The organism is Parvimonas sp. KA00067 (assembly GCF_001553085.1).
Taxonomy (GTDB): domain Bacteria; phylum Bacillota; class Clostridia; order Tissierellales; family Peptoniphilaceae; genus Parvimonas; species Parvimonas parva.
Map to the genome: position 1 here is coordinate 130,859 of NZ_KQ960150.1, position 9,219 is coordinate 140,077.

At 29.5% G+C, this 9,219-nt stretch carries 10 protein-coding genes; 1 reads left to right on the forward strand and 9 read right to left on the reverse strand.

The window, feature by feature from the left end:
• Positions 1-2 precede the first annotated feature (2 nt).
• The 5 genes from HMPREF3181_RS05195 to HMPREF3181_RS05210 all read right to left on the reverse strand — a co-directional run bounded on the left by HMPREF3181_RS05195 (position 3) and on the right by HMPREF3181_RS05210 (position 4,374).
• The gene (locus HMPREF3181_RS05195; protein WP_068474006.1) at positions 3-833 is read right to left on the reverse strand and encodes a DegV family protein; all 831 of its coding nucleotides are present in this window, start codon (positions 831-833) and stop codon (positions 3-5) included.
• 1 nt (position 834) lies between these two features.
• Positions 835-2,169: a phosphoglucosamine mutase gene (gene glmM / locus HMPREF3181_RS05200; RefSeq protein WP_068474008.1), complete on the reverse strand. Its 1,335-nt coding sequence runs from the start codon at positions 2,167-2,169 to the stop codon at positions 835-837.
• Positions 2,170-2,328: 159 nt separating this feature from the next.
• Positions 2,329-3,600: an MFS transporter gene (locus HMPREF3181_RS05205; RefSeq protein WP_068474011.1), complete on the reverse strand. Its 1,272-nt coding sequence runs from the start codon at positions 3,598-3,600 to the stop codon at positions 2,329-2,331.
• Positions 3,601-3,609: 9 nt separating this feature from the next.
• On the reverse strand, positions 3,610-3,750 hold the full coding sequence (locus HMPREF3181_RS07725) for a hypothetical protein (protein ID WP_156435999.1): 141 nt from the start codon (positions 3,748-3,750) through the stop codon (positions 3,610-3,612).
• A gap of 39 nt (positions 3,751-3,789) precedes the next feature.
• Positions 3,790-4,374 carry a methyltransferase domain-containing protein gene (locus HMPREF3181_RS05210; protein ID WP_068474014.1) on the reverse strand — a complete coding sequence of 195 codons (585 nt, stop codon included), beginning with the start codon at positions 4,372-4,374 and terminating at the stop codon, positions 3,790-3,792.
• 269 nt (positions 4,375-4,643) lie between these two features.
• Here HMPREF3181_RS05210 and HMPREF3181_RS05215 point away from each other — a divergent pair, with 269 nt between their 5' ends.
• On the forward strand, positions 4,644-4,841 hold the full coding sequence (locus HMPREF3181_RS05215; RefSeq protein WP_068474015.1) for a DUF1858 domain-containing protein: 198 nt from the start codon (positions 4,644-4,646) through the stop codon (positions 4,839-4,841).
• Positions 4,842-4,936: 95 nt separating this feature from the next.
• Here HMPREF3181_RS05215 and pepD read toward each other — a convergent pair whose 3' ends face one another.
• The 4 genes from pepD to HMPREF3181_RS05235 all read right to left on the reverse strand — a co-directional run.
• Entirely contained in the window at positions 4,937-6,352 is a 1,416-nt protein-coding gene (gene pepD / locus HMPREF3181_RS05220) for a beta-Ala-His dipeptidase (protein WP_068474018.1), read from the reverse strand.
• A 79-nt stretch (positions 6,353-6,431) separates the two neighbouring features.
• Positions 6,432-6,695 (reverse strand): glutaredoxin domain-containing protein, encoded by a 264-nt coding sequence (locus tag HMPREF3181_RS05225; RefSeq protein ID WP_068474021.1) that lies wholly within the window; start codon positions 6,693-6,695, stop codon positions 6,432-6,434.
• A gap of 9 nt (positions 6,696-6,704) precedes the next feature.
• Positions 6,705-8,096 carry a glycine--tRNA ligase gene (locus tag HMPREF3181_RS05230; protein WP_068474024.1) on the reverse strand — a complete coding sequence of 464 codons (1,392 nt, stop codon included), beginning with the start codon at positions 8,094-8,096 and terminating at the stop codon, positions 6,705-6,707.
• Between the two features lie 243 nt (positions 8,097-8,339).
• On the reverse strand, positions 8,340-9,219 hold an 880-nt coding region (locus tag HMPREF3181_RS05235; protein WP_156436000.1), incomplete at its 5' end, for a L,D-transpeptidase family protein.

The window sequence follows — 9,219 nt, forward strand, 5'->3', positions numbered from 1 at the left end:
CACTAATAACTGATAATTATTCCACCCTCATTTTCATAAGTAGAGGACAATCCTCTCGCAGGAACAATTAAAATTTCTTTAAAATTATATTTTTCAATAATTTTATTTCTTATTTCCTTAGCTCTTTCTAAACAATTACAATGAGTTATTACCAACTTTTTATCTTCAATATTTGAACAATTTTCAGATATAGAATCTACAAGTTCAGCATAAGCCTTCTTTAATCCTCTAACTTTTTTGTAAACCTCGATTTCTCCATCAACACCATACATAACAGGTTTAATGGAAAAAGCAGATACTATCATAGCTTTAAGTTTAGAAATTCTACCATTTTTAATTAAATTATCAAGGTTTTCTAAAACAAAAAATATTTTCATATCAGCAATATAATTTGTAACAGTATCTACTATTTCTTGAAATGACATTTTATTATTAATACATTCTTGAATTTTCAAAGCAACTAAAGTTTCACTTGCGGCAGCAGATTTTGTATCAAAAATATGAATCAATTTTTCTCCTTTTTCAAGTACCATTGTTCTAGCCAAACAAGCATTTGAATAAGTTGCGCTTAATTTTCCTGATAAAGTAATGCAAAAAACTTCCTTTGCTTGTTCAAATTTATCCATAAAAAGTTTTGGAGATGGAGCAGCTGTCTTTACAGAACTAGCCTTTTTCATATTTTCTATATATTCATTTAAATTCAAGTTTTCATCATCTAAATAATCTACATCATCAAGTTGTAAAGTCAAAGGTACTAACTCAATATCTAATTTATTCTTTAACTCTTCGGTTAAATCACAACAACTATCAGCAACTATAAGTCTTTCCCTCATATTATCCTAACCTCTCTTCAATAATTTTTGCAAGTTTTTTTGCCTCTAATTCTAATTCTTCTTGATTTTCTCCTTCAATCATTACTCTAACTAAAGGCTCTGTACCTGAAGGTCTTATCAAAACTCTACCATTTCCGGAAAATCTTTGCTCTATCTTCTTTATTTCTTCTACAATTTCTCTATCTTGTAAATAAGAATTTCTATTTTCCAACTTAACTTTCGCATTAACTAACACTTGTGGATAAGAAACCATAAGTTCATTGAAATATGATAGATTATTTATACTACTTGCAACCAATTCACAAATTTTAAGTGCTGTAAAAGTTCCATCCCCTGTCGTGCTATCATTTAAGAAAATTACATGTCCGGATTGTTCTGCTCCTAAAATATAATTATTTTCAAGCATATTTTCAAGCACAAATCTATCTCCAACTTTTGCTGGAATAAAATCAACTCCTATTGAATCTAAATACTTTTTAAGTCCGATATTACTCATAACAGTTCCTACTACTGCATTATTTGTAAGCTCATCTTTTTCTTTATATGACTTAGCCATAGCAGCTAAAATATGGTCTCCGTCCATAATATTTCCTTTTTCATCAACTGCTAAGCATCTGTCAGCATCTCCGTCAAAAGAAAATCCCATATCAACATCATTTTCTAAAACTGCTTGTCTAATAACTTCCATATTTGTACTACCACAGTTTAAGTTTATATTTTTTCCGTCTGGAGCAGTATTTAAAGAAATAACTTCCATACCTAAATCTTCAAATAATTTTCTTGCAATTTTATAAGCAGCGCCATTTCCAAAGTCAACTGCAATTTTTAAATTAGAAAAATCTGCATCTACTCTTGATTTTAAATAATCTGCATAAATAGAAACAGCATCAGTTTCTTCTGTGAAGATTCCTTCTTGTACTTCTCCAAAATCAAAATCTTCATCATCTAAAATACTTTCAACTTTAAATTCAATCTCATCTGAAATTTTAAAACCATTTTCATTAAAAATCTTGATTCCGTTATATTTAAAAGGATTATGTGATGCTGAAATAACAGCGCCTCCAACTGCCTTAAAATATTTTATTAAGCAAGCAACTGTTGGTGTAGGAGCAATTCCTATACTAACAACATTAAAGCCCATTTCCAATAAGCCTTTTGCCAAACTGTTTTCAAGGCTCTTTCCACTTTCTCTAGTATCTCTACCTATTATAAATAATTTTTCTTCTTCATTTTTTAAAATATATCCGACAGATTTTCCAAGTTTATATGCAAGTTCATCAGTTAAATTTTCTCCATAAACTCCACGAACACCATCTGTTCCAAAATAATTACCCATTCTTTCTCCTAATTAATTTTTATATTCACATAATAATTATCGTAACCACGATTAAATTAAACAACCTTATAAACATAAAGTTGCTCTTATTATATCATAAAAGAAAAAAAAAATCATTAATTAAAAGAAAAAACAGTGTATTTAAAAACACACTGTCCTTTAAGCATTTTCTTTTATTTTAAATTGTGCCATTAATATACTTATCAAAGTTATTCCAACCACTATTAAGTAAATTGATTTATTTTGTTCAAAGCCAAGTATTCCATTCGGTATTAGCTTTGAAATCCAAAGATACACTCTATCTCCAAAGTAAACTCCCATAGCGAAAAATAATTGGAATATTCCCATACTAACATTTCTATCCTCTTTTTCAAAATATTGCATAGCCATTGAAATCAAACAAGTATATGCAATTCCATATCCAAAACCGTTAAACATATATCCTAAAAATGCAGGTAAATAACTTCTAGTTAATAAAATTATTATATAAAAAACTAAATTCGAACCCAAACCTAAAACTAAAGTCTTTTCAATTCCAAATTTTTTAGCAAAATAAGTTCCTGCAAGTACACTTGCAACAAGTTGTGGAAAAGCAAACAAGACGTCAATATAGGCCAAAAAAAGTGGTGGCATATTAAGATTAACTTTTGCATAGGCAATCATATTTGCCCCTGAAGTTGAAAATTTTATAAATGAAACTAAAATTGCAATTAAACAAATATATAAATATCCTTTAAATTCAAAAACTTTTTTAACCTTTGCAAAACTAAATCTCTTCGCCGAATAAGAAACGTCTTTAACAAAAAAAGTCAAAACAAAAGCTATAACAGAAATAATTGCAGAAAGTGTCCAAAGCAATTTAAAATTTTTATATGAGCCATAAGTTGACAAATATTGAATAGGTGCTGCTATAAATTCTGCTAAAAGTGGTGCTATTGATAATATAGATGCCGAAATCGCAGCTTTTTCTTTAGAAAAAGTCTCTGAAAACAATACATTGAACACCGCAAGCATTGACGCACATATACCCATAGCTACTGATGAGAAATATAAAGTATTGTAACTTGGTTTTAAAACCACCATAAATGATGCCAATGTTAAAACAAAAAGCGCAATCTGAATAAATATCTTTTTTCTATTGAAAATATCACTAAGTATAAAAATCGGTAGCCTTATAAAGCAACTGATAAGCCCATAAGCAGAAGTTATCTGTGCAGCCATAATAATTGAAAAACCAAGTCCTCCCTCTTCCATAGGACTTATTGCATAAAGTTTTCTATATGCTCTAACAACAGTTATTCCACTCCAAAAAAGTACAAATAACCAAAAGATTATTTTTTGATTTCTATCTAAATCATACTTCTTTGAAATAAAAAATATAATTGCAAAAGTTAAAATAATCATAAAAATTGATGAATAAAGTTTATACATTTTTTCTCCTTAATTTTCTGGTTTAAATGCTAAAATTTTACCACGTCTTATATGTTCTCTTAAATTTAATTTGTGTCCCCATTTTGCAAGATATTCTTCAGTCAATTCTTCCTCAATTATTGTGTAAAGTTCAAACCCGACTTTTTTCAAAATACCCTTTAACTTCACTGAAGTTATTGAACCGGCAACTCAAGTTGCATGAAAAATAGGTTCATCTTTAACCCAAGTAGGAAGTTCATTGAATTGAACAATGTCTGAAATTGAAATTCTTCCACCCGGTTTCAAAACTCTAAAAATTTCAGAATAGACCTTTTCCTTATCTTCACAAAGATTTATAACACAATTTGAAATTACACAGTCAACCGTATTGTCTTCAACTTTAAGATTATCAATATCTGAAACCCTGAAATCCGTATTAAAAAGTTTTTTCTTTTCTCTTATGTAATTTGCCTTTTCAACCATTTCAGGAAGTCTATCAACACCGATAACAAGACCTGTTTCTCCAACAATTTTACAAGCCTTAAAAACGTCCATTCCCTTACCACAACCTAAATCTAAAACAGTTTCTCCCTCTTTTAAATTTGCATTTTGAATCGGATTTCCACAACCAAGCCCAAGATTTGCTCCACTTTCTAAATCTTCCAAAGTGTAACCTAAACTTAAAGCAATCTTTGTTTCAATCTCTTTGCTATCCTCTTGAGCATTTAAGCTATCTTTTATAGCAATATTTCTATATAAATTATCTATTGCTTTTCTATTATCACAACACTTCATAATAATCCTCCAATATAACTCTATTATTCTATCACAATTTAATAAATTAGTCCAATTAAAAAAATTTTTGTAATATAAATATTTTTTAATTTTTACATAATACAATATACCCAAATTGATAAATTTAAGTTTTAACGACAAATATATCTTGATTTTTTTTGAAATTCAATGTATTATATGGGTATAAGATAATTATAATTCACATAATTTAATTAAAGTAAATTATCTTGAATCAAAATTATATTATTAAGATATTTAGGAGGTGCGTTATGCAAATAACAAAAGATATGTTAATCGGAGACATTATTCAAATCCATCCGGACGCAGTAGAAATTTTATTTAATTTTGGACTTTCTTGCGTTGGCTGTCCTGCAAGCCAAATGGAGACTCTTGAAGAAGCTACTATGGTTCATGGACTAAACTTAGACTTACTTCTTGATGTCTTAAATGAAAATTCTTCAATCTAAAGAATGAATCCCTCACCCCACACAAAAGTGTTCGGTGAGTAGTACATATTTAAACAAAAATCACGAGCTAGTAGCTCGTGATTTTTTTATAAATATTAAAGATTTTCTAATAAAGTTTTTACAAATTCAAAAGTTCTTTGTGTTGAAGGAATATTTAATCTTTCAACCGGACTGTGAACGTCTTTCATTGTAGGTCCTATTGATATCATTTCCATATCAGGGAATGTATCAACGAAAACTGCAGGTTCTAAAGCTGCATGAACAACTTCAACCTTCATTTCTTTTCCAGTTAAATTTTTATAAACTTCTAATGCAGTATCTCTTAATTTTGAAACTTTTGCAAATTCCCAAGGTTTATAGTAATCTTCTAAAGTATATTCAACAGAATTTTCTTCATAAACTTTTTTTACGATATTTGTATATTCTTCAAAAGTTTTAGGATTTGAACTTCTAAGTGAAAGTGTAAATCTAATAATATCTCCGTCAAATTTAATCATCGCAAAGTTATCTGAGCATTCAACGATTGATGGATATTCTTCCATCATTGAGTAAACTCCATGAGGAATATTTCTAATTACATTTTCCAACTTTTCTTGACAGCCTTTGCATAAAACTTCTTTTTCATTTTCTATTTTTTCTATACTAACTCTCATATCCTTATCAAGTGGATATTCACTAATCAATTTAGAAAAATCAATATTAAATTCTTCTGCATCACTTGTGAAAACAACCTTAGCATCTCTAGGAATTGCATTGTGTTTTGTTCCACCTTCAAGACTAACCAATCTGTAATCAGCAATTTCTCTTACCATATCTAAAGCTCTAAGAGTAAATTTCAAAGAATTTCCTCTTTGTTGATGAATTTCCATTCCTGAATGTCCACCAAGCATATTATTTACATATAAAACAAAAGTATTTTTCTTATCATTTTCTTCGAATTTAACTTTTAAAGTACCCATAACATTATGTCCACCTGAACAACCTGAAAGTAAAATACCTTCTTCTTCAGCATCAATATTTAAAAGTTTTCTTCCGTTTAATAATTCTTTTTTAACAGCTCTTGCTCCTGCCATTGTTCTTTCCTCATCAGTAGTTACTAAAAGCTCTAATGCTGGATGTTTTGCATCTTTGTCTTCTAAAATAGCAAGACCCATAGCAACAGCAATTCCATCATCTGCACCTAAAGTTGTGCCTTTAGTCTTAACCCATTCTCCATCTACAATAACAGGAATCGGATCTTTTAAAAAGTCGTGGCAAACTCCGTCAGCTTTTTCAGCAACCATATCCATATGTCCTTGAATTACAATAGGTTCATGGTCAACATAATCTTTATGAGCAGGTTTTCTTATAACAATATTATTACTTTCATCTTGGATTGTTTCATATCCAAATGATTTTCCAACGCTGTACAAATAATCACTTACAGCTTGTTCATTTCCAGACTCTCTTGGAATCTTAGTTAGTTCTTCAAAATAATGAAAAACTCTTTCAGGTTTTAAATTTTCTAACATATTTTCCTCCATAAAATTTAATATATAACAAATATATTATATACCTTTTTGATATACTTTTGCAAGACACAAATACGAACTAAAAAAGTTTATCGAACTCTTCTATACTAAAAATAATTTTTTCTCCGTCATTAATTACCATAGCAGGAATACCGATTGAACCATTTTTCTTTGCAAAATCAAAAGCAGAATTTTCTCTAAAAATTAAAAATTTCTTTAAATTTGCTAAATTTTCATTAATGTCAAGATATAAATATTTTATCCCTCTTTTATCCAATTCGTTTTTCATAACAATGCAATCAGGACACATACTTGACCCAAAAACAACTTTTTTATTAATCATAATTTCTCCTTAAAATTCTAAAGATTTTTCTATGAAATCTTTTAATTCAGAAATTTTTATTCTTTCTTGTTCCATAGTATCTCTAAATCTAACAGTTACACATTCATCTTCCAAAGTATCAAAGTCAACAGTTATACAAAATGGAGTTCCAATTTCGTCTTGTCTTCTGTATCTCTTTCCAATACTTCCTGAAACATCTGTATCTATCATAAAATATTTTGAAAGTTCATCATAAATTTCATCAGATTTTTCTGATAATTTTTTAGTTAATGGTAAAATCGCTGCTTTAAATGGAGCTAAAGCCGGGTGCAATCTTAAAACAGTTCTTATGTCTCCTTCTCCTATTTCTTCCTCATCATAAGCATTACATAAGAAAGCTAATGCAACTCTATCTGCACCTAATGATGGCTCAATACAATATGGAACATATTTTTCATTTGTAACAGGATCGATATATCTTAAATCTTCTCCGGAAACTTCAATATGTCTTGATAAGTCATAATCAGTTCTGTCAGCAATTCCCCAAAGTTCTCCCCAACCGAATGGGAATAAAAATTCTATATCACAAGTGGCCTTACTGTAAAAACTTAATTCTTCTTGTTTATGGTCTCTAAGTCTTAAAGTTTCTTCGTTCATTCCTAAAGATAATAAGAAATTGAAAGAATAATTTTTCCAATAGTCATACCATTCTAAATCTTCTCCCGGTTTACAGAAAAATTCCAATTCCATTTGTTCAAATTCACGAGTTCTAAAAGTAAAATTACCCGGAGTAATTTCATTTCTAAAAGATTTCCCAACTTGAGCAATTCCAAACGGAACTTTCTTTCTTGAAGTTCTGGCAATATTTTTAAAGTTTACAAAAATGCCTTGAGCAGTTTCAGGTCTTAAATAAATTTCAGCTTTACTATCTTCAGTTACACCTTGAAAAGTTTTGAACATAAGGTTGAATCTTCTTATATTTGTAAAATTTTTCTTTCCACAACTTGGACAGCAAATATTTTTTTCTTCCATTAATTCTTCAACTTTTTCACTTTCCCAACCATCAACATTTATATCACCAAGATTATTTTCAAAATAAAAATCTTCTATAAGTTTATCAGCTCTAAAACGTGATTTACATTCCTTACAGTCAATCAAAGGGTCACTAAAACTACCAACATGACCTGATGCAACCCAAACTTCCGGATTCATCAAAATCGCACTATCAAGTCCAACATTATATTTTGATTGTTGAACAAATTTTTTCCACCAAGCCTTTTTAACATTATTTTTAAATTCAACACCCAAAGGACCATAATCCCAAGTGTTTGCAAGTCCACCATAAATTTCTGAACCCGGATAAATTATTCCCCTACTTTTACATAAAGAAACTACTTTTTCCATACTTTTTTCTGATTTCATAATATCCTCCTAAAATTTTACAAATAAAAAGGCCATATCGTAAGGGACGATATGACCGTGGTTCCACCCTAATTATGTCTAAAAGACATCTCTTCTTAAAATAATTTACTCCTGATTTCCCCATAATACAAAAATATAATTTCACACCAAACAATTACTCTCTAAAAATTTCATATTATTTTTTATCATTCAACGTAACTATTAACGAGTTAATTTTAACATATTTATAATTTAAAATCAATACTAATAAACTATAACTCTCATTCCAACATAAGAATTACTGTAAATATATCCCATTTCACTAGGTTGAACATTTATGCAACCATGTGATCCTCCCCATCTATAGTAATTACTATTTGAGAAAGCAGAAGATGGTTGCCAATTTGCATCATGAATTCCATAGTCTCCATAGAATGGCATCCAATATTGAACCCATGAAGCATATCCCGGACCTCTTAATATCCTTGAATATTCTTTTGAAAGAACTCTGAAATTTCCTATTACAGTAGGACTTACAGGCTTACCGCTTACGATACTAATTCTGGAAATTATATGTCCGTTTCTAACAATCCATAGTTTTTGATCGCTTAAACTTATAACTATAAAGTCACCATTTACATAACAACTTCTACCTGTATCTCTAGATCTCCAAACACCATCTGAAACATACCAATCGGAATCAGCTAAATCTACTTCTTCTCCATCTAAATAAGATTTTCCGTCGTAAAATCCATTAGCATATTTCCCATTCACAAAATATCTTTGTCCATTTCCATCTGTTGCATTTCCTGTATGTTTTTCTCCGTTTTTAAAGAAATACCAATCATATCCGTCGTCATACCAACCATTTGCAGGACTTATATTTTCATCGTAGAAAACTCCATTTGCATAAGTTTGTCCTTTTGATACTAAGCCATCTTTATATAATTTACCATCATATATTCCATTTGCATATTTGCCGTTTACAAAATATCTTCTTCCATTTGCATCTGTTCCAAATCCATTATATTTTTTACCTTTTTGGAAAAAATACCAATCTGTTCCATCATCATACCAACCATTTGCAATTTTACCTTCAGTATAAAATATTTCGTCTATATAAGCATTTGCATATTTCCCGTTA

What these genes read in the sequence shown, in the direction of transcription:
- HMPREF3181_RS05195 (WP_068474006.1), bottom strand. Translation starts at nt 833, where the DNA reads ATGAGGGAAAGACTTATAGTTGCTGATAGTTGTTGTGATTTAACCGAA.
- glmM (WP_068474008.1), bottom strand. Translation starts at nt 2,169, where the DNA reads ATGGGTAATTATTTTGGAACAGATGGTGTTCGTGGAGTTTATGGAGAA.
- HMPREF3181_RS05205 (WP_068474011.1), bottom strand. Translation starts at nt 3,600, where the DNA reads ATGTATAAACTTTATTCATCAATTTTTATGATTATTTTAACTTTTGCA.
- HMPREF3181_RS05210 (WP_068474014.1), bottom strand. Translation starts at nt 4,374, where the DNA reads ATGAAGTGTTGTGATAATAGAAAAGCAATAGATAATTTATATAGAAAT.
- HMPREF3181_RS05215 (WP_068474015.1), top strand. Translation starts at nt 4,644, where the DNA reads ATGCAAATAACAAAAGATATGTTAATCGGAGACATTATTCAAATCCAT.
- pepD (WP_068474018.1), bottom strand. Translation starts at nt 6,352, where the DNA reads ATGTTAGAAAATTTAAAACCTGAAAGAGTTTTTCATTATTTTGAAGAA.
- HMPREF3181_RS05225 (WP_068474021.1), bottom strand. Translation starts at nt 6,695, where the DNA reads ATGATTAATAAAAAAGTTGTTTTTGGGTCAAGTATGTGTCCTGATTGC.
- HMPREF3181_RS05230 (WP_068474024.1), bottom strand. Translation starts at nt 8,096, where the DNA reads ATGAAATCAGAAAAAAGTATGGAAAAAGTAGTTTCTTTATGTAAAAGT.